At 68.9% G+C, this 18,711-nt stretch carries 16 protein-coding genes and 3 tRNA genes; 12 read left to right on the top strand and 7 right to left on the bottom strand.

The window, feature by feature from the left end; translation table 11 throughout:
- Window positions 1-121: 121 nt before the first annotated feature.
- A complete protein-coding gene (locus ACFW9Z_RS01760) occupies window positions 122-1,567 on the bottom strand; it encodes an FGGY family carbohydrate kinase (RefSeq protein WP_384632713.1) in 1,446 nt (481 codons plus the stop codon).
- Window positions 1,568-1,635: 68 nt separating this feature from the next.
- On the bottom strand, window positions 1,636-1,944 hold the full coding sequence (locus tag ACFW9Z_RS01755) for a YtxH domain-containing protein (RefSeq protein ID WP_384632711.1): 309 nt from the start codon (window positions 1,942-1,944) through the stop codon (window positions 1,636-1,638).
- Between the two features lie 181 nt (window positions 1,945-2,125).
- Here ACFW9Z_RS01755 and ACFW9Z_RS01750 point away from each other — a divergent pair.
- From ACFW9Z_RS01750 to ACFW9Z_RS01740, 3 genes are all read left to right on the top strand, one after another.
- Window positions 2,126-2,198, top strand: a tRNA-Asn gene (locus ACFW9Z_RS01750).
- Between the two features lie 5 nt (window positions 2,199-2,203).
- A tRNA-Asn gene (locus ACFW9Z_RS01745) sits at window positions 2,204-2,276 on the top strand.
- Window positions 2,277-2,511: 235 nt separating this feature from the next.
- A tRNA-Ile gene (locus tag ACFW9Z_RS01740) sits at window positions 2,512-2,585 on the top strand.
- 151 nt (window positions 2,586-2,736) lie between these two features.
- Here the strand turns inward: ACFW9Z_RS01740 and ACFW9Z_RS01735 are convergent.
- Window positions 2,737-4,623, bottom strand: a complete 1,887-nt coding sequence (locus ACFW9Z_RS01735; RefSeq protein WP_384632709.1) for a tyrosine-type recombinase/integrase — start codon at window positions 4,621-4,623, stop codon at window positions 2,737-2,739.
- Between the two features lie 542 nt (window positions 4,624-5,165).
- Between ACFW9Z_RS01735 and ACFW9Z_RS01730 the strand changes: the two genes are divergently transcribed.
- Window positions 5,166-6,104, top strand: coding sequence for a zinc ribbon domain-containing protein (locus ACFW9Z_RS01730; protein ID WP_384632706.1), 939 nt, complete (start codon window positions 5,166-5,168; stop codon window positions 6,102-6,104).
- On the opposite strand, the gene ACFW9Z_RS01725 is transcribed toward ACFW9Z_RS01730, so the two are convergent.
- Both ACFW9Z_RS01725 and ACFW9Z_RS01720 read right to left on the bottom strand, forming a co-directional pair.
- On the bottom strand, window positions 6,101-6,880 hold the full coding sequence (locus ACFW9Z_RS01725) for a hypothetical protein (protein ID WP_384632703.1): 780 nt from the start codon (window positions 6,878-6,880) through the stop codon (window positions 6,101-6,103). The two genes, ACFW9Z_RS01730 and ACFW9Z_RS01725, sit on opposite strands and share 4 nt — an antisense overlap.
- Window position 6,881: 1 nt before the next feature.
- A complete protein-coding gene (locus ACFW9Z_RS01720) occupies window positions 6,882-7,424 on the bottom strand; it encodes a hypothetical protein (protein WP_384632700.1) in 543 nt (180 codons plus the stop codon).
- A gap of 835 nt (window positions 7,425-8,259) precedes the next feature.
- On the opposite strand from ACFW9Z_RS01720, the gene ACFW9Z_RS01715 reads away from it, so the two are divergent.
- From ACFW9Z_RS01715 to ACFW9Z_RS01685, 7 genes are all read left to right on the top strand, one after another.
- Window positions 8,260-9,414, top strand: a complete 1,155-nt coding sequence (locus tag ACFW9Z_RS01715; protein ID WP_384632697.1) for a ParB/RepB/Spo0J family partition protein — start codon at window positions 8,260-8,262, stop codon at window positions 9,412-9,414.
- 246 nt (window positions 9,415-9,660) lie between these two features.
- Window positions 9,661-9,924 carry a hypothetical protein gene (locus tag ACFW9Z_RS01710; protein ID WP_384632694.1) on the top strand — a complete coding sequence of 88 codons (264 nt, stop codon included), beginning with the start codon at window positions 9,661-9,663 and terminating at the stop codon, window positions 9,922-9,924.
- Between the two features lie 150 nt (window positions 9,925-10,074).
- Window positions 10,075-10,488: a hypothetical protein gene (locus ACFW9Z_RS01705; protein ID WP_384632691.1), complete on the top strand. Its 414-nt coding sequence runs from the start codon at window positions 10,075-10,077 to the stop codon at window positions 10,486-10,488.
- A 131-nt stretch (window positions 10,489-10,619) separates the two neighbouring features.
- A complete protein-coding gene (locus tag ACFW9Z_RS01700) occupies window positions 10,620-11,954 on the top strand; it encodes a hypothetical protein (RefSeq protein ID WP_384632688.1) in 1,335 nt (444 codons plus the stop codon).
- 2 nt (window positions 11,955-11,956) lie between these two features.
- A complete protein-coding gene (locus ACFW9Z_RS01695; RefSeq protein WP_384632685.1) occupies window positions 11,957-12,859 on the top strand; it encodes a ParB/Srx family N-terminal domain-containing protein in 903 nt (300 codons plus the stop codon).
- A 25-nt stretch (window positions 12,860-12,884) separates the two neighbouring features.
- The gene (locus tag ACFW9Z_RS01690) at window positions 12,885-13,418 is read left to right on the top strand and encodes a hypothetical protein (RefSeq protein ID WP_384632682.1); all 534 of its coding nucleotides are present in this window, start codon (window positions 12,885-12,887) and stop codon (window positions 13,416-13,418) included.
- A complete protein-coding gene (locus tag ACFW9Z_RS01685) occupies window positions 13,415-14,908 on the top strand; it encodes a terminase large subunit domain-containing protein (protein WP_384632679.1) in 1,494 nt (497 codons plus the stop codon). Before ACFW9Z_RS01690 ends, ACFW9Z_RS01685 begins: the two co-directional genes overlap by 4 nt.
- 3 nt (window positions 14,909-14,911) lie before the next feature.
- On the opposite strand, the gene ACFW9Z_RS01680 is transcribed toward ACFW9Z_RS01685, so the two are convergent.
- Entirely contained in the window at window positions 14,912-15,526 is a 615-nt protein-coding gene (locus ACFW9Z_RS01680; protein ID WP_384632676.1) for a hypothetical protein, read from the bottom strand.
- Between the two features lie 95 nt (window positions 15,527-15,621).
- Between ACFW9Z_RS01680 and ACFW9Z_RS01675 the strand changes: the two genes are divergently transcribed.
- Window positions 15,622-17,379: a hypothetical protein gene (locus ACFW9Z_RS01675; protein ID WP_384632673.1), complete on the top strand. Its 1,758-nt coding sequence runs from the start codon at window positions 15,622-15,624 to the stop codon at window positions 17,377-17,379.
- 27 nt (window positions 17,380-17,406) lie between these two features.
- Here the strand turns inward: ACFW9Z_RS01675 and ACFW9Z_RS01670 are convergent, their stop codons facing one another.
- Entirely contained in the window at window positions 17,407-18,459 is a 1,053-nt protein-coding gene (locus ACFW9Z_RS01670; protein ID WP_384632670.1) for a nitrilase-related carbon-nitrogen hydrolase, read from the bottom strand.
- Window positions 18,460-18,711: the final 252 nt, after the last annotated feature.

Here is an 18,711-nt window from a genome sequence, read left to right as displayed (position 1 = left end):
TCGGCGGAGGGCAGAGGCCGACCCAGTTTCGCGTACGCCGTACTCCGAGAGCGAGCCGTTTTCACCAAACTCAGGTCAAGGCTCGGGCGGGCCCGGCCCTCCTGCCGACCCCCGCCGAAGGCTACTGGCCCCCGCCGAAGGCCCCGGGGTGGATCTGGTCCCGCGTCGCCCCGTACTGCTGACGCACCGCACCGCCGACCGCCAGCTCCTCGCCCGGCTCCAGCACCTGGGCGGCGGCGCCCTGCCAGGCCGGGGGAGTGCGCGGGTCGAGGGTGCCCTGCGACACCCCGAGCGCCCAGGCGGCCTGCCGGGCCGCGCCGATCGCCGCGTACTGGGCGGGCTGCGGTACGACGACCTGCGTACCGAACAGGGCCGGAGCCAGCGCCTGTACGGCGGGGAGCTCGGCGGCGGCCCCCAGCAGGAAGACCCGCCGCACCTCCACGCCCCGCCCGCGCAGTACGTCGAGGGCGTCGGCCAGCGAGCAGAGCATGCCCTCGAACGCGGCCCGCGCCAGATGCTCCGGCTTCATCGACTCGCGCCGCAGCCCGCTGAGGGTTCCGGCGGTGTGCGGGAGCTGCGGGGTGCGCTCGCCCTCCAGGTACGGCAGCAGCACCAGCCCGGAGGCGCCCGGCGTCGACTTCAGGGCCAGCGCCGACAGCTCCTCCAGCCCGTCCAGACCGAGCATCTCGGCGGTCCCGCGCAACGCACGTACGGCATTGGACACATGCACCACCGGCAGGTGCATCCCGGTGGCGTCGGCGAAGGAGGTGATCATCCCGCTCGGATCGGCCAGCGCCTCGTGGTGCACGGCCATCACGGACCCGGAGGCCCCCAGCGACACCACCGCGTCGCCCACCGCGACCCCGAGCCCGAAGGCCGCGGCCATGATCTCGCCGGTCCCGGCGGAGATCAGGAGCCCTTCGGGGGTCATCCCGGCGGAGTCGGCGGGCCCGAGTACCTCGGGCAGCGCGGCGGAGTGGCCGAGCGCGAGCTCCACCAGATCGGGCCGGTAGGCGGCGGACCCGGCCGACCAGTACCCGGTGCCCGAGGCGGCGCCCCGGTCCGTGGTCCGCCGGGCGGGCCGGCCCAGCAACTGCCACACGAGCCAGTCGTGCGGCTGCATCACGGCGGCGACCCGCTGCGCGTTCTCCGGCTCGGTCCGCGCCAGCCACCGCAGCTTCGCCACGGGCTGCGCGGCCTGCGGTACGGCCCCGACCGCCTCGGCCCAGGCCTGCCGCCCGCCCAGCGCGTCGACCAGATCGGCCGCGGCGACCTGCGCCCGCCGGTCGTTGCCGAGCAGCGCCGGGCGTACGAGGTTGCCCTGCCGGTCCAGCGGTACGAGCCCGTGCTGCTGGGCCGAGACACCGATGGCCTGCACCCCTTCGAGCAGCCCGCCGGAGGCCGCCTCACCGAGGGAGAGGAGCCAGGCCTGCGGATCGACCTCGGCGGCCTTGGCCTCGACCGGGTGGGCGGCGTACCCCTCCCGGAGCACGGCGCCCGAGTCCGTGTCGCAGACGACGATGTGAGTGAAGGCGGAAGAACTGTCCAGCCCCGCGACTATGCCCATACGCAGATTCTGCCGCACCGCCGTACTTTCCCGTAACCGCCGCCACTGCCGGGCCTCGGGCGAGGGCCTCAGGTGTTGGTGGTGCCCCAGTCGTCCTCGGCGCCGCCGTTCTGGCTGCTGCGCTCCCGCAGCGACCGGACGCGCTCGGCCACGGAGGCGGGCACCTTGTCCCCGACCTTGTCGCTGACCGAGTGGTACGCCTTGCCGGCGATGTCCCGGCCACTGTGCGCGGCACTCTCGGCGGCGTTCCGTACGGCGGGGTTCTCCGTGAACTGCCGGGCCGACTTCTTCAGCTGCTCGTAACGCTCGCGCCCGGCTCGCGTGCCGAGCACGTAACCGAGGGCCACTCCGGCGATGAACGTGAGCCGGTACCGCATGGCTGCCACCCTTCCTGCGCTTGGTGCGACGTGTGCAGCCCGCCTACCCGCGAGCACCCGAGATCACCCCGGGCGATACCGATTGGCGGAGCACCCCCCTGCTTGCGCTAATGTATGTGTCGCAGCGAACGCGCGCCGCCCGGCAGCCGCCAGGCAGGTACGATTCGAGGCAACGCAGCAATCCCCTGTAGCTCAATTGGCAGAGCAGCCGGCTGTTAACCGGCAGGTTACTGGTTCGAGTCCAGTCGGGGGAGCGCGATCCCCTGTAGCTCAATTGGCAGAGCATTCGGCTGTTAACCGGAGGGTTACTGGTTCGAGTCCAGTCGGGGGAGCGGTACGGAAGAGGGCCCTTCGGGGTCCTCTTTTGTATGCCCGGCCGACGCCGGTCCCGGGGCGCCCCAGGTGCCCCGGAACGACTCTTTCGGGTCTTCCCGATCTCTCCTGCAACCGGGCAGCACGCAGCGCCGTCCTCAAGATCAGGCGAAGTCGGCCATCCGAAGCGAGAGATCGTATGACCGGCTATGCTGCGGCAGACGGTGCGCACACTTGTACGCGCCACGCCGAGTGGGGGCAGTAGCTCAGCCGGTTAGAGCAGCGGACTCATAATCCGTCGGTCGTGGGTTCGAGTCCCACCTGCCCCACCGCAAGGTTCTCCTAGAGAACCGTTTCTACCTGCGGAAACGCGAGAACGGGGGCCACCACTTCAGAGTGGTGGCCCCCGTTCATTCGTTCAGATCAAGATCCAGTGGACACACAGTGGACGCGGGGACAGATCAGTGGACAGCAGCGCCCTCACGCCGCCTTCTGTCGCCTGTTCGGAGTCCGGCGTGCGGTTGTTCGGGTGGCCGCTGGGGGCAGGCCCGTGGGCAGCGTCCATCCCGCCGCATCCGGGGACTCGGTTCGGGCCACGGTGAAGCGCACGAGAGAGAAGTCCGCCCGCTGCTCCTCCGGATACTGGTCGTTGAAGTTCTCCACCCGGACCAGCTCCAGCTCGTTCGCGGTGGAGTGGTCCCGTATCCACCTCACGGCCGCGTTGGCAGCGTCGTCCTGGCCCCGGCCGGCGAGGCTGATCACGCCGAGAACATCTGAATCGGGCTGCGGCTGTGCGCCAACCGCCCAGGTGTCACCTGACTGCCGTGCGCCATGGGCGAAGAAGACCGCGACACCGTTCTGCCAGGCCGATTCGGGGATCGTCAGCGCGGTGCGCTCCTCGAAGGGGATGTCTCGGGGGACGACGGCCATGACCGACTCGGCCTCGGCTCGCATCATCTCGGGCAGCACGCTGGTGTAGGTGTCGGAGGTGATCTGGCGCGAGGAGTGGCCCAGCTTCTCCTGGACCACCTTGATGTCGTGGCCCGCGAGCAGTGCGAGCGTGGCGGCGAGGTGACGCAGGTCGTGCAGGCGGACCGGCGGCAGGCCGGACAGCTCGACCAGGCGGGCGAAGCGTCGCGATATCCAGTCGGGGTGCAGCGCCTCGCCGTTCTCGTGCGTCCACACCCGGCCGCTCTCGACGTAGGCGTCCCCCCACTCCTGCCGCATCCGGTCCTGCTTGGCCCGGACGTTGACGAGGTTGTCGCCGGATTCCAGGCTCAGGGACAGGGTGCGCACACTATCGGCCTTCGGAGCTTCGCCGTACAGCTTGTAGGCGACCTCCACGATCTGCTGGGAGATCCGCAGCCAGAGGGCGTCAGTGCTCACCTCCGTCCACGGCAGAGCGGCCATCTCCCCGCGCCGGGGGCCGAGGAAGATGAAGCTGTGCCACAGCTCGTAGAGCCAGTCGTCCATGACGAAGTCGAGGAATTCGCCGGTGAGCTGAGGCGTCCAGACCATGACCGGGCCGGGCTTCTCGCCCGTGCGCTTCCAGTGCTCGATGCGCTCGGGCGTCCAGACGAGAGGCTTCGGCCGGGTGACCGGCGGCAGCTCCACGAAGTGGGCCCAGTTCTTGGCGAACGCCTGCTCGCGCCTGATCCCCCAGGAGAGCGCCGAGCTGATGGTGTCGTTGATCCGATGCATGGTGGCGGCGGAGGTGACCTTCCGCAGCCCCTTCTTCCCCTCGCGAAGGGCAGCGTTGGCGTCGAGGAAGGCACGGCGGGCAACCCGCCGCTCCTCTGTCTTACCGGCTGCCTTCACCCAGGTCCGGTGTGCGGCGTCCCGGGCCTTCTGGAGCTCATCGACGCGGAGGCGGTGAAGGATGCGCTCAGCGTTGTCCTTCTCTATGGCCTCGAACAGCTTGTCCAGGTGCCGAACCCTGAGTTTGCTGCGCTTGATGTGCCCGAGGTGCGGGAGGAGGTACAGATCGATGTGCTCCTCATAGCCCTTGCGGGTGGTGCGGGCGAGGGACCTCTTCGCCTTGATCCACCGGAGGAAGAAGTCGCCGCACTTCTCGTCGGACAGCACGTCGGTGCCGGCCATGGCGGCGGTGTAGATCTCCTTCGCCTTCTTCTTGGCGTCCTCCAGCAAAGCGAAGCCGCCGCGGCGTACGCGCTGGCGGGTGCCGCCTTCTGCGGCTTCGAGCTCAAAGTAGAAGTTCCAGGTGCCGTGGTTCTTGCCCAGCTTGGGGCACGTTGTGCCGATGGAGCCGATCTTGGGGTTGCCGTCGGCGTCGAGGACTGGCTTGCCCTCCTTGTCCTTGAGCGGCCCCCTGCACTGGCACCGCCGGTAGTAGCTCGGCTCGCTCATCCCGACCCCTGCTGCTCGCTGTCGATTGGTTCACGGCCAGCCCTGGTGTCGTACGTATCCGTACGTGTCTGGCGTGATCTCTTTCGATCTTGCTGGGGCTGTCGGACACTGCTGTAAGGTCAGTTTCTGAGTTGGCGCGGGGGAGACAGGCGACCAACGAGATGACTGCTCAGGAAGTGGGCGGACCGACCGGCCCGATGGCGCTGGAGGAGCTGCTAGCTCAACCAGCAACGGTGAACGTCACAACCGCCGGTCGCGCGTTGGGCATTGGCCGGGACAAGGCGTACGAACTGGTACGACGGGGCACGTTCCCTGTCAGGACGTTGTCCCTTGGTGGCACCGTCCGCGTTCCGACTGCCGAGCTCTGGAGGGTGCTGGGTGTCGAGCCCCGGTCGGAGGTGAGTCCATGATCACGAGAAATGCACGATTCTGAGGTGTTCGTTGGTCTATCAACAGTGTGACCTATCTCGCTGGTAAATTAGTACATGTCGGGGGTCGGGTAGAGGGGTCGGAGAATGCCAAGGCTCTACGGTTTTGAGGACATGGCGTACCAGCGCGTACGCGAGGCGGAGGCCGAAGGAATCAGGGCCGCCGCCTCGCGTCGTCGCGCGAGCCAGCCGTTCGAGGCGATCACGGAGTGGATGGCCGAAGCGGGCTACGTCACCACGCTGGGTAACCTCTTCAAGCCGGATGTGTTGGCCGGTGTGCTCTACCACCCGGCCATCGCCGGGTTGAGGGAGACCGAGGACGGCGAACTCGTTGACAGCGGAGGCCCCCGGATCATCGAGGTCGGCGAGTTCCTGGAGATCCGCGCCATGAGATCGGACAAGGAGCGAGCCGACCAGCGGGAGTATCTGTTGTCCGGGCCCGTCAGCGTGTGCGGCCTATGTGGGACCACGCTGGGCGCGTCGCCGTCGAACGCCGGGGCTCGGGGGCACCGCTGCCCTCCGCCCACCAAGCAGCACCCAGACGGCTGCGGCAAGGTCCGCATCAACGCCGACCTGTACGAGACGTACGTGGCGGAGCAGATCCTGGGCGAGCTGGCCAAGCCGGAGGTCGCGGAGCTGATCGGCGCCGCGCGGGATGAACTGCTCTCCCAGGCGAAGGGTCTGGACCGGGAGGTCGAGTCGGCGCGCAGGCGGCAGAAGAAGCTGGGTGCGGACTACGCCGCGGGGTCGGGTATGTCGCTCGCAGCCTTCAAGTCGGCCGACAGGGAGTTGAGCAAGCTGATCCGGGAGAAGTCCACAAAGGCTCGGCACCTGAGGCAGGTCAAGCACGTCCCCGTGGGCTCCGTCCCGGATCTCGTTCGCTGGTGGAAGCACGCTCCGTTGAAGGCGAAGAAGGGACTGGTCGTCCTGCTCCTGGAGCAGGTCGCCGTGTACCCGGCCGCGTCCAGGGGCTCGCGCACCGTGGACGCGGACCGGGTCGCTTTCACCTGGCGGCAGTGGGGAGTCGCCAAGCAGGAGCCGCGCTCCGCCTAGACGTTGACACTGCGCCGGAACGTTGCGGGTCGGCGGCCGTTGCTGAGAACGGCCATCGATAGCCCGGCCGCGATGCCCACGATGCAAAGCCCCGCCAGCGCGGGGCTGATTACGTTGTCAAGCGTCAGAGGCCATGCGTGGCCGTTCTCGTACGCGATGACGTAGCCTCCCCGGCTCAGCGCGTACAGGACGCCGAAGGTCGCTCCGGCCGCCGCCACGGCCAGGCCGGCACCAGCCGTTCGGCCCTGCTGCCAGACGGCTCTGGCGAGATTGATGGCGCGCATCGCCACCTCGGCCCCGGCTGCCGCGAAGAAGCCGAGGTAGGTCAGCAGGTAGGTGCGGACGTCGTCGAACTGGGCGTACGAGGTGGACAGGTCCAGGTCGAGCCGGGCCGGGTTGGTACGGCGGAACTGCCAGATCAGCAGGCCGGACACCACGACGACGAAGCCGATGCGGCAGGCGATGCTGACATCGTGCGGCAGCTCCCGGTACTCCCAGTCGAGGATCATCACCTGGAGGCTGGCGCAGAAGACCACGGCCGCGATGTCCGAGATGAGCGAGGACAGTTCGGTCATCGTCGCCTGGTCAACGATCTCCGCGACGGCGGGGACCGCGAGCACAGAGCCCAGGAAGCTGCTGGCCAGCGCGATGACATGGGCTCTGCGCGAGACGCGGAAGACGTCGTTCCGTCTGCGCTGCGTGACGGCTCGATAGAGGGCTATGGCTGTGCTCAGCAGGGTGAGCACCGAGCACAGGCCGAAGATCGGGCCGTCCACGTCAGCGTCCTTCCAGGTAGTCCGCTGCCCGCTCAGCGGCCTCGTGCAGGCTCCGGCGGCGTGGACGCCCCTCGCGGGGCTGGTCGACGCCGGGTGGAGGTGTGGGGATCGTCGGGACGTCCTCGGACAGTCCCTTCTGACGACGGATCTCCCGGAGCCTCGAACTGATATCAAGAATGTCCTGCACTTCAAGACCATGCATTAAACGCAGGAGTTCACGTGCTTCCGGTCTCGCCGCGAACACGGTGAGAGCTGTCAGGTCGTCCCACTCGGCCCCCGGCAGGAGGAAGGCGGTGGGAGCGCCCAAGGCGCTGGCCACCGAGCGGAGAGTGCTGGCAGTGGGGTTCCCGCTCGACCCGTTGAGCAGGCTGTTCGCCTGGCTGTGAGACAGGGTGGGGCCGGGCCCGTTGCGGGTGGCCTTGGAGACGTCCCGCGCACTGGGCGTGAAGCCGTCGCCGTCCCGGCGCAGCCTCAATAGGGCGAGGAGTTTCGCTGGAAGGCTCAGTGCCCGCCCGGTTTCGTGGGTGTCTGCCATCTCCGTCATCTCTGGCTGTGTCGTATGCTCCCGGCGGGTGTGACCGACCGGTAACAACCGCGAAAGTCACACTACATCGCAGGTGGCAAGGGTTATAGGGTTTGTCGCACAGTTTCTCGGCGGAGCGATGACCGGTGAGCGGGCACCGGTTGCGCTCCCGTGCGCCCGCTGTCGGCGGGTGTCCCGAGGAGTCGCATCAGGGCGGGCGGAGCGGCGCGCACGCCGTGCACGGGAGGAACCGCAAGCATGTCCGAGTTGGACGAACGCCGGATCGCCGAGATTGCGAAGGAGGCCCCGCGGGTACTGAGAGGCGCACAGAGTGAGGCGGTACGGGCGGATGCTCGCCGGGCGGTCGAGGTGATGGCGCTCATGCGGAAGGGGAAACGAGGCACCGGTGACGGCGGGGGTGAGCCCTAGCGGGCCACCGAGGGCGGCGTGGGGCCCTCACCCATCGAGATAGGTGACATTCTTGATGAGCTGTTGTACGTTCTGTCGTGCCGGGCGGGTACAGCAGCCGCAGGAGCCCGACCGGCGGCGTCGCGCGAGCGGCGCCCTTCCCTACTCCTCGTCGGGTGGCCGACCCCCCCGCGCCCCGCCCGACGAGGAGTCGGCCGCCCGGTGCGGCCGTCGGGGTGCGTGACGGGAGTCAGCCCGTCGTGACCGAATTGGTCGCGGCGGGCTCTCTCGTATTCGCGCGGAATGGAAAGCGGAAAGCGGTAATTCCCTTTATGAATTCCCTTGAATTAAAAGAGTTCTGAACTTGCTTTGGCGGTATTCGCCATTAAGATATAAGTGTAAGAACAAAGGGAAACACCTTAACGGAATTCACGAAGGGCGCGGGAAAATGACCGAGATCACCAACACCAGCAAGATTGAGTTCATCAACCTCAAGGTCAGCGAGATCGCTCCCAACCCGGAGCAGCCGCGCAAGTTCTTCTCGGAAGAGGCGCACATGGAGCTGACCGGCAGCATCACGGAGAACGGACTTCTTCAGCCGGTCGTCGTGCGGCCGGTCGAGGGCGGTAAGGCCCCGTACATGCTGATCGCAGGGGAGCGGCGCTGGAGGGCCTGCCAGGAGGCTGGCCTGGAGGTCATCCCCGCCAAGCTGGTTGAGGGAGCTTCCGAGGAGAAGGCGTACATCCTCAGCATCGCGGAGAACGTCAACCGCGCGGACATGACGATCATGGAGGAGGCCGGTGCGTACGCCGACCTCAAGGCGGCCGGATGGGAGCCGAAGAAGATCGCCAAGCAGTTCGGCAAGACCGAGACGCACATCACCTGGAGGCTCGGCCTCCTGACCCTGCGTCCCGAGGTTTCCGAGATGGTGGACCAGGGGGCCATCAAGTCCAACCTGGCCTGGCACATAGCGCAGCTCAACCCGGCGAACCAGATGGTTGCGGCCATGCGCTACGTGCGCGGTGACTTCGACAGCGAGGCGGACGCGCAGCACTTCGCCAACGGTCTCAAGATGATGGAGAGCCAGACCTCCCTCACCAACGAGAAGGCCCCGACGGCTGAGGAGGCGGAGAAGCAGAAGAAGGCCAAGTCCAAGGCCAACGACCGGCTCAGCAAGGTTGAGGAAGACCTGATCCCGCTGCTGGAGGAGCTGGCCGGCATGAAGCCGGAGGACCTGGCCGTCATTCTCGGCGACGACCTCGCCCGCAACCTGCGGGTTGTCACCCGGCTGTACGCCAAGGTCCAGCTGACGAAGAACCTGCTGAGCAAGGCTCAGGGCATTCAGCGGGCCAAGGCGGAAGCCTTCGCCAAGGCGGCCGTTGAGGTCCAGCAGGAGGCGGCGGCGAAGAAGACCGAGGCGGCGGCCGGGGCTGAGAAGCCGGTCGCGAAGCCCGCGCCCAAGTCGCAGCCGACGGCGAAGAAGGCAGCGGCCAAGCCCGAGGCCGCCAAGCCCGCCGCGAAGCCTGCGGCGAAGACGGCAACGCCCGCCAAGCCCGCCGCCCGCCGGGCGCCCGCCAAGAAGGTCGACGCGGCGGCGAAGTAGGGCAGAGGAGGGGCGCGGCGGAGCCCGCGCCCCTCCTCCCCTTCCCAGAGGACGGGGTGGGCGTAGCTGGAAGCTCCGGCTGCGCCCGCTTTCATGTGAACCCCTTTCCGTATTCCATGTTCATGGAATTGCAATTGCCATAAGATATAAGTACGGAAAAGGGAAGTTCCCTCCGGGATTGGGGATCTGGAAATGGCGGAAAAGGGAACGGTATCTGTGGACCTTTCTCAGGTCAGGCCGGAGTGCGTGGACTGGAAGTCTCACTCGGCCCACCCGGCGATCCGGCAGATCACGGACCACCTCTCCTCCCTCATGGCGGAAGCGCGGGAACTCGTACCCGGCCCTGCGTCGGAAGTGATCGAGGACGTCGAGGAGACCACGGCCTCCTCGTACGCCAACGAGACCAACCGGGTCATCCGGTTCACGGCCAACTGTGAACAGGGCCCGGTGGAGTTCGACCTCATCGTCCAGTTGGCGGCCCGAACCCGCTACGTCTACACGGACGAGTAAACAGACCGGCCCGGGTCCACGGGGACTTCCTCTGTGGGCCCGGCGCCCTCCGGCTCCCCGCTCCCGGACACGGGCGGGGCCGGCAAGCCCCCGGCCGCCAGCATCACGCCATCACGGCCGGGGTGATCAGCAGTAAGGAAGGAAGCAAGAGTGCTCACCCTGTTCACCAACCGGTTCCAGGAGTTCCGGCCCCCGCAAGGGGTGCCGGTGCGCATCACCCTGGGCGGCGTCCGGTTCAAGCTCCCCTACTCCCTCACCCACTCGGTGCGGGAGCTCGCGCCGCGTCGCGACTACCTCCACGCGCCCGAGTCCGAGTTCACGGCGGCGTTCCGCAGTGACCTCGACCAGCTCGGCCCCGAGCGGATCGCGGCGAGGCTCCAGCAGATCGCGGACGCCGAGGGCGACCACCGCCTGGTGCTGCTCTGCTTCGAGGACCTGGCCAAGCCGGGCCTGTGGTGCCACCGCAGGGTGTTCGCGGCGTGGTGGAAGGACCGCACCGGGGACGACGTGCGGGAGCTGTCCCCGATGGAGGACGACCACTACCAGCAGGGAACCTTGATGTGAGCGTCGGAACCACTCTCCTCAGATAGGTGACATGATTCCAAGGGGCTGCGTGCTCCTGATGTAGGTTCCAGCGCAGCGCCCGGCCCGGCACCCCGCCGAGGCCGGGCGCTGTCGTTCGTTGGGAGGCGAAGATGTTCCAGGGCACCATCCCGGGCCCCATGCGCTCGATCGTGCGCGAGACGGCGAGCCTGTGGCCGAGCGGCCCCGTGTACGTCCCGTGCTGCGGGAACTTCACCATCGAACGGTCCCTGGCCGGCATGGGCTTCGGCCTCCACTCCTCCGACGTGTCCATCTACACCAGCGCGGTCGGCCGCTGGCTCACCCGGCAGCCCGTCGGCATCCAGCTCCGCGAAGAGAGCGAGGACGAACTCGGCTGGCTCGCGGACTCCTTGGACGACGGTGTCGGCACCGTGGCCACGCTCATGCTCGGCACGCGGTTCCTCGCCAGCGTCGGGCGCGAAGGGCTGTGGCACGAGCGGGTGGTGCGCTCCTACCGGGAGCAGTGGAAGGCCAAGCACGCGGAGACCGTGGAGCGGCTGTCCGGTTCGGACGTCGAACTGGCCTCGTACGAGGTGGAGGACGTGCGCTCCTGGCTCCAGAAGGTCCCTGGCGACGCCCCGGTGTGCTCCTTCCCTCCCTTCTACGGCGGAGGCTACGAGAAGCTGTACGAGCCGCTGGAAGCCCACTTCACCTGGGACGCACCCCAGTACGAGCCGCTGTCCGACGACGACGTGGTCAGCGTGCTCGGCGCGATCACGGACCGGCCGTACTGGCTGACGGCCTCCAACCACAGCGTGCCCGAGCTCCAGCCGTACCTGCGCGGCGTGATCAAGGCGACGCCGCGCGCCGCTCCCTTCTACGTGTACGCCAGCGAGGCCCGGACGCGGATCGTCGCCCCGCGCCAGCCGATCGACCCGGTGAAGATCCCGCGCCTGCGCGAAGGCGAAGAACTGGTCGGCCCGCTCTCGCTCTCGCTGCTCAAGCCCGGCCAGTTCAACGCGCTGCGCTCCCGGTACCTCAACCCCAAGATCGCGCCGGGCGCGGCGAACCTGGCGGTCGCGGTGCGCGACGGCGGCGGGCGGCTGCTGGGCGTCTTCGCGATGGCCCCGAGCACGTTCACCCCGGACGAGGCGTACGTGCTCTCGGACTTCGCCGTCGCGCCGACCGACTACCCGCGGTTGTCGAAGCTGATCGTGCTCGCGGCGATGAGCGCCGAGACGCAGTTGCTGTGCCAGCGGGCGTTCTCGCGGCGCATCCGGCGGGTGGCGACGACCGCGTTCAGCAACAACCCGGTGTCGATGAAGTACCGCGGGCTACTGCGCCTGAACAAGCGGAGCCCGTCGAACGAGGACGGCTGGAAGTTCCAGCTCCAGTACCAGGGGGCGATGGGCCAGCACACGCTGGCCGAGGCCCTTGAGATGTGGGCGAAGCGGTGGGGCGCTCCGACGACGAAGGATGGAGCCTGACCATGCAGGAGACCACGCAGCTTGCCCCGCCGCAGACGGTGCAGGGCGACCCGCGCACGCTGACGCTGCTCGACATCAACGCGCGCTTCATGCCGCACGAGCAGTTCCGCCAGCTGGTCGCCAACATCAAGGCGGACGGGTGCCTTACCTCGACGCCTCTGGTGTGGAACGACGTGGAGAGCGGACGGCTCATTGTGCTGTCCGGCAACCACCGCACGCTCGCCGCCATCGAAGCCGGCCTGACGTCGATCTGGTGGATGCAGATAGACGAGCCGCTGCCCCGGCAGCGGCAGATCGCGCTCCAGCTCTCGCACAACGCGATTGCAGGTCAGGACGACCCGGCGATCCTCAAGGAGCTGTACGACGAGCTGGAGAACGTGGAGTGGCGGCAGTACACGGGCCTGGACGACAAGACGCTTGACCTGCTGGAGAAAGTGGACGTCGCCTCTATGGGCGAGGCGAACCTGGACTTCGCGTCGGTGCAGTTCATGTTCCTGCCCGCCGAACTGAAGCGGGCCGAGGCCGCGTTCGACGCGGCCCGCTCCACGGCGACGGCGGATGAGCGGTGGGTGGCCGGGCTGGAGCAGTACGAGCCGGTGCTCGATGCGCTGGAGACGTCCCGGGCCGCGTACAAGATCGGCAACAGTGCGACGGCGCTCGGCGTGATCCTCGCCGTGTTCGAGCGGCACCTGGGTGAGCTGGCCGAGGGCTGGTTTGACGCGGAGACCGGGGAGCCGACGAGGGCGGGGACGGCGCCGCTGGAGTCGGTGTTCGGGGTGCGGGGTCTGCCGGTGGAGACGGCGGCCGTCGTACGGGCGGCGATCGACCGGATGGTGCAGGACGGCACCGTGCCCGCCGACGAGCCGTGGCGGGCGCTGGAAGTCCTGGCCGCCCAGAGCAACTAAGGGCCTGTCGGCCAGGAGGTGAGCGGTGGCAGAGGGCACCGTGGAGTCCTGGGAACGACAGAGCGGGGAGTCGCCCCAGGCGTTCGAGGCGTTCGCCGTGTACCGCGATCTCGGCACGACGCGCAGTGTCACGAAGGTGGCACGGGAGTTGGATAAATCCCGCGCGCTGGTGGGCCGGTGGTCGCGGCAGTTCGCATGGGTAATGCGGGCGACCGCGTACGACCGGGAGCAGGACCGGGAATTCCTCGCGGAGCAGGCGCAGGCTCGGCGCGAAATCTCCCGCCGGCACGCGAAGTTGGCCCAGGCCGCACAGAGCAAGGCCGTCGCTCGGTTGCAGACGCTCGACCCGCGGGAGCTGTCACCGTCGGATCTGCTGCGGTACATCCAGGTCGCCACCGAGATCGAGCGGCGCGCGGTGGGCGAGGCACCGGTGACCGGACCAGCCGAGGACCGGGACCAGGGCGTGGACGTGGCCGGGCTGTCGGACGAGGATCGCCGGGCCCGGATGGAGCAGTTGCGCCGTGAGCTGGAGCGGCGGCTGTCGGAGGGCGGTTCGTGAGCCGGGGCCGGGCCAAGCGCGGCTTGGTCGAGGGGTTCGCGGACCCGTCGGTGATGAGCGAGGAGCAGCTTCGGGCCGAAGTCGCCGCGCTGGTGCGGGCCGATGAGGTGTCGGCACGCCGTTGGGCGTGTGAGGTGCCGGACTGCGACGGGCTGCCCCATCCGGGGTGGCTGCATCACCATGCCCGTGCGGCGCAGCGGCGGCCGTTGTGGCTGTGGACGGTGTGGATGCTGCTCACCGGCCGTGGCTGGGGTAAGTCGCGGACGGCGGCGGAGGCGGTACGGGAGTGGGCGCAGACGCCGAGTCAGCAGATCGCGGTGGTGGCGAAGAACGCCACGCTGGTGCGCGACATCTGCTTCGAGTCCCCGAAGTCGGGGCTGTTGTCGGTGTTCCCGCCGGAGGAGATCGTCAAGTACAAGTCCGGCCTGGGCGAGACGACGCTGTGGCTGACCAACGGGACCGTCATCAGGGGGTTCGGTGCGGAGACGCCGGACAACCTGCGTGGGTGGGCGTTCGACAAGGCGTGGCTGGACGAGTACGCGGCCTGGAACCGGATCGTGGCGCAGGCGGTCTACGACATGATCTGGTTCTGCCTGCGCGAGGCGGACGCTCCGCAGGTCGTGATCTCCACGACGCCGAAGCCGCTCCCTCACGTCAAGCGGTTGGTCGAGCGCGGCCGTGCGCAGGAGACGAAGCACCGGGAGGGAGGCACGCCGCCTCGGGTGGTGCTGACCCGCGGGCACATGCGGGAGAACGACGCGAACCTGTCGGCGGCGGCCCGTGAGGAGCTGGAAGAGGAGTACGCCGGCACCCGGCTGGGCCGTCAAGAGCTGTCCGGGGAGCTACTCGAGGACGTGGAGGGCGCGCTGTGGAAGGGCTGGATGCTGGAGGTCGAGGGCTTCCGGCCCCGGCCCGAGCACCTGCCCGACCTCCAGCGGGTCGTGGTGGCCGTGGACCCGGCGACCAAGAGCCACGAGAACGCCGACATGACGGCCTTCACCGTGGCCGGGCGCGGCTTCCCCGTGGAGTCGATGTTCGGGGACGACCGGCCGCGCGGGTATCTGCTGCACGCCGAGCAGGACCGGCACACGCCGACGCAGGCGATGAAGCGGGCCGCGCAGCTGTACCACGAGCACCGCGCGGACTGCGTGGTCATCGAGGCGAACAACGGCGGTGACTACCTGCCCGCGCTGCTGGAGCAGGTGGACCCGACGGTGAACTGGCGAATTGTTCACGCAACGCGGGGGAAGCGGGCGCGGGCGGCTCCGGCTGCCCAGTTGTACGAGCAGGCCCGGGTGTCGCACGTCGGTCCGGCTCGGGTGTTCGCGGAGTTGGAGGAGCAGATGACGACGTTCGTTGGCCAGGGCGAGACGGAGGACTCCCCAGACCTGCTGGACAGCATGGTGTGGGCGCTGTGGGACCTGTTCCTCGACCCGACGATGCCGCCACCGCGTGGTGGAAACGACCAGCGTCTTAGTGGACGGCGGTAGAGGTCAGGAGGTCGTCTGCGGGGTGGTGGGCGCCGGAACCGGAGCTGTGGAGGGCTCGTCAGGGAGGTCTTCGTCGAGGGCCGCTACCGCCCGTTCGAACTGCTCGAAGCTCCGCCCGATCGTGGTGACGTGCCGTCGGGAGATGAAGAAGAGGTTCTGAATCGGGCTGGCAAGGGCTGCGAGCCGTTCGGCCTTCTTCGCGACGGTGCGATCCGAGAGGACCACCGCACGTGCGTGGACTACGAACTGGCCGACGATCGTGCGGAGGCGGTCTGTCGCGTAGCCGAGGGCGAACAGCTCCATGTTGTCGATGAGGTACTGAGTGGCCTCGTCCAACTGGTCGAGCCACCTCTGCCGTTCTGCGTCCAGCCTTGCTGCGAGTTCAGGACGCGCTTCGCTCAGGGCCGGTGGTACGGGGGTCTCTCGCAGCCGTCCGCACGCGGAGAGGATGGTCAGTACGCGTTTGCTGAACTCGGCGCGGGCCTCCCACGCGAGACGCTTCTGGTTGTTCTTCGCCTCGATGCGTGGCTTGCGGGCCTCAAGGCGCGGGTTGACGACGAGACCGATGAAGAGAGTGGTCGCGGCGGCGAGGAGGATGCTGCTGGTCCAGGACGGCATGGCGGAATTGTCGGGCATCAGCAGGCGGGCCGTGCCCGTATGAGAGGCCGATAGGGTAACGATCTGGGCGCGGGGCCGACGTCCTGGAGGGACCTGTGGGCCTGCGCCAACTCGTGATCGATGCGTGGTCGTGGCTGAACTACAAGCCCGTGATGGCCGAGGCGGGCCGCCCCGGTAGCCGGGCCTTCCCTGAGCTGGCCAAGACGTGGGTGCCGCCGCACGAGATGCGGCGGCTGGCCGCGTACAAGGTGCTCGCGTCGTACGACTCCAACCAGGCCGGGCAGCTTACGGCGCTCGGCGGTGATGAGAGCGCGCTGGAGCGTCGGGAGCTGGGCGACGCGGCGAACCTGGTGGACACCGCGCTCGGCTACCTGCTCGGTTCGGAGCAGAAGGTCGCGGTCGAGGGTGCGGAGCACGCCGACGAGGACACGCCGACCCCCGGTGCGGCGGAGGCCGCCGCGGTGCAGAAGCGGCTGAGGGAGTGGGCGGACAAGGAGCTGCTGACGTTCCGGGTCCAGCAGGCGGAGCGGGCAGCGGTCCTCCTCGGCGACAGCGTGATGGTGCTGGCGTGGAACCCGGAGAAGCGGCGGCCGACGCTGAGGGTGTACGACCCGGGGTTCTTCTTCCCGCAGTGGGACGACGACGCGGACGACGACTTCCCGACACGAGTGCATCTGGCGTGGGACCTGCCGGCGGACGACGACGCGGGCCTGAAGGCCCGGGTGCGTCGGGTGACCTACGAGCTGGGCCCCATCTCGGAGGGCGGTGACGAGGCCGAGGAGAGCCCGGCTACGGGGGCCCGGACGTATCCGTGGGAGCCGGGCCGGGCGTCGAATACGACGTGCTACCTCACGGACGCGGAGTGGCTGCTGGAGGACCTGAACGGCGAGCCCTTGGACCGGCTGCCCATGAGCAAGGCGAGCTTCCGGATCGGCGCGGACGGCACGGAGCTGAACCGGCTCGACCTGCTGATCGACTTCGTACCGGTGGTGCACATCGCGAACACCATCCCGGACGGCGGGGAGCACTGGGGCCGGTCCGTGCTCGCGCGAGTTCTGCAGGCGCTCGACGAGCTGGCGGCAACGGACTCGGACAGCTCGGCGGCGTCCGCGACGACGGGCACGCCGATCATCGGACTCGCGGGTGCGCGGCTGCCGGTGGACCGGGCGACGGGCAAGCCGCAGGAGCTTCAGGTGAGGGCCGGGGCGGTGTGGCAGCTCGGGGAGACGGGGCGCATGGATGCCCTGGACACGTCGCCGCAGTTGGCCGAGCTGCGGGCGCGGGTAGATCACCTGCTGGAGCGGATCGCGGCGAACTCGCGGGTGACGGCAGCCGGGCTGGGGACGCTGGACGCCACGGAGGTGCCGTCGGGGTACGCGTTGAAGCTGGCGCTCGGGCCGCTGGACGGGCTGATCGGCATGATGCGGCTGGCCCGTGAGCACAAGTACCGGTTGCTGTTCAAGATGGTGCAGCGGTTGTACCAGGCCGGGCGGGCGGAGGGCTGGACGGCCGGAGAGACGCTGCCGGCGCGGCTGGCGTGGGCGCCGCACACGCCGACCGACCGCGGGGCGGTACTGGAAGAGGTCGTCAAGGCGTACGGGGCCGGGGTGCTGTCGCTGGAGACGGCGGTGACGATGCTGCTGGAGGCCGGATACCCGATCAAGGACGCCTCGCAGGAGGTGGAGCGCATTCGAGCGAAGGCGCAGCAGGAGGCCGAAGTGCGGATGGCGGAGGCGGCTGCGCGGCGTGGGCGCGAGGAGGACGAGGAGGACGACGCCGGTCCGGACGCGGGCGAGGAGCGGAAGACGGTGAGGAGCGAGAGCGAGCGGGAGCCGGTGGGCTCGGGCCGGTGACGCGGACGCCGGGGCGCGTGGACGGCGTCAGCGCCAGACGCCGCGAGCGCGCATCAGCTCGATCTGGGGTTCGGTGACGTGCTCGCGGTACTCGGCGTGGTCGTACGGCGGTCGGTCGGCGTAGAGGTTGGCCGGGTAGATGGGCTGGTCGTAGAGGGTGCGGAACAGCTCGGTGCGCAGGTCCTTGGGCCAGTTCGTCCACGCGGCGGTGGTGCGCTGTCGGCGCAGGGCGGGCAGGTCGATGGTGGCGGTGACGAAGGTGGGCACGCCGCCGTGGTCGAGGTGGCCGACGGTGTGGCCGGTGTGGTCGGTGATGGTGGAGCGGCCCCCGAAGAAGTCGACGCGTTGTCCGTCGGCGCCGGTGTAGGAGGCCGGGTTGGGGGCGAGGACGTACATGAGGTTGTCGAGGGCGCGGGCGCGGTTCTGGATGTCGAAGGCGTCGGAGGCGACGCCGGGGAGCGGGTAGCTGGTGCGGTATGCGATCTCGCATCCGCTGAGGGCGAGGCCGCGGGCGTTCTCCGGGTAGCTGGCCTCGTTGGCCATCATGACGCCGAGGCGGCCGATGGCGGTGTCCGCGACGGGCCAGTACGCGTCGGGGCTGTCGCCGTACAGCTCGGTCCACTGGTCGAGGACGTCGTGCGGGCTGAGGCTGTGTTCCATCGGCGGGAGCGGGGCGAGCTTGTAGTGCCGCAGGACGATCTCGCCGGTCGGGTCGATGACGAAGCCGACGTTGAAGTACCGGTCGGGGAAGGCCGGATGGAGGGCCTTGGCCTGCCCCATGATGTGCACGCCGAACTCGCGCGCCCAGCGGCCGAGTTCTTCGCTCTCCGCGCCGGGGAGGGTGATGGCGCAGGTGCGGGCGTAGGTGGCGTGGTCGAGGTCGTGGATCTCGTCGGTGAACCCCTGGAGCGCGCCTTCGGGCAGAGCGACGAGGCGGACGGGGTGGTCTAGGCCGCCGAGGGCGACGGCGGTACGGGTGAGCGAGTACAGGTGGTCCAGGTTGGTGGCGATGTCGTCGCGGTCCTGGATCTCGGTGATCTCCGGGATGAGCCCGACGGCGGTGTACGGGTTAAGGGTCATGGGGTGGTGCCTCCTTGTCCGGTCGCCATCCTGCGAGGGCGGTCGGACAAGGGGGTGCGGTCACCGGGACGACGCGGACCGCGCCGTCCCGGTGACGGGCTACTGCTGGTCCGGGGGGTCCTGCATGATCCGTTGCAGCCACGTGCGGAGCCACCGGTGAGCTTTGCCCTTTGCCGTGCGGCCAGCCGCCGCTGAGAGGCTGGCCGCCACGCGGATCGGGCGCTGCCACCAGGCGATGATCGGGGGCACGAT

The organism is Streptomyces sp. NPDC059452, assembly GCF_042750035.1.
Classification (GTDB): Bacteria; Actinomycetota; Actinomycetes; order Streptomycetales; family Streptomycetaceae; genus Streptomyces.
Note: the sequence above shows the minus strand (reverse complement) of the source record. Positions and strands in the feature narration are given on the sequence as shown.